The sequence below is a fragment of the Treponema sp. UBA785 genome (assembly GCF_002297065.1).
Taxonomy (GTDB): domain Bacteria; phylum Spirochaetota; class Spirochaetia; order Treponematales; family Treponemataceae; genus Treponema_D.
Map to the genome: position 1 here is coordinate 1 of NZ_DBJD01000082.1, position 1,189 is coordinate 1,189.

General features: G+C 39.9%; 1 protein-coding gene. It reads right to left on the bottom strand.

Annotated features, from left to right (window positions below):
- Positions 1–220: 220 nt before the first annotated feature.
- A partial coding sequence (locus tag B2X33_RS06960) for a tetratricopeptide repeat protein (protein ID WP_296668605.1) occupies positions 221–1,189 on the bottom strand: 969 nt, incomplete at its 5' end.

The following is a 1,189-nucleotide window of genomic DNA, read 5'->3' on the forward strand; positions in this document are numbered from 1 at the left end:
TGAGCGTAGGGCGTTCTGCCTGTCCTGTAAGGCTTAAAAAGTCGTAGTATTCTTCTTCTGTTGATTTTAGGGCTTCCTGGGAGAAAAGGGAGGAACTAAAAACCGATAAAAATAAAAAAACTCTTGAAATCTTGTAAAAACGCATTGTGCTTCTCTTTTTGTAGAATGATAGACTTTTTCTAAAATATTCCCGTCATTCTATAAAAAATCTGTAGTTATTTCAACTTTTTGGGATTGTGTAAAAGTCCAGGGTTGAATTTATCCATTTTTTGCAGAGAATCGGCCAATTGTCCTGCGTAAAAAGAAACATTGTCAGCGCGCTGCGGTAATTTCCTGTAAAATATTGCGATTGCGCAAGATAGAATGCCGCGCGGCTGGTGGTTTCCTCGCTGCGGTTTACGCTTAGAAATTTCTTTAGTTCTACAATCGACGCCTCGTAATTCTTTTTTACAAAACTGTTCTTGAGAATTTCAAAAAGATAGTAGTCGTCGCCTCCGGAAGGTGAAGTTATGTCCTCGTCAAAATAATATGGCTCGAGTTTTTTCCTTTGAATGATTGTTTTTCCAGCAAGGCTTTTTCCCGCATTTACTACTTCCGCTGAAAGCTTTGAAGGCTTTTTTTCAAAATCTCCGATTAAGTCTATGTACGGAAGCGGAAGCTCGCGGATTGTTCCGTCTGTGTAAAGTTTTGGCGTCTCCGCGGCAATCTGCTCTTCTGATTTTTTCTGAGGTTTTTCCGGACGTTTTACAGCCACTGCCTTCACGGTCGCGTTTATCGACGGAAGAACCACATTGTAAAGAGTTCCGTCTGAAAGTTTTGCGAGAACTGCATAATAATATTCATTAAAATCAGTCACAGTGTCGAAATATTGCTGAGTCTTTTGGGAAAGCTCTGCAACCGGACTAAGTTTTTCCGCTGTTTTTGAATTAACTGGAACCGTGTCTTTGAAAACAAGAATTGACGCCGCGTTAAAATTCTGCGGAAGTTTCCATGTGAGCCTTATTTTGTCTGTCGAAACGGCAGATGCGCACAGCATATCTACAATCGGACGGCTTGAAGGCTTTGCCTTGTCCTGGGCAAAAGAAAAGGTCTGGAGAAAAAACAACAGGATGAATGAAAAAGGCTTAAAAAAAGATTTCATATTCTTTCTGATTTTAGCATTTTTTGCTTTTTTTTGCACGTTTTTTGA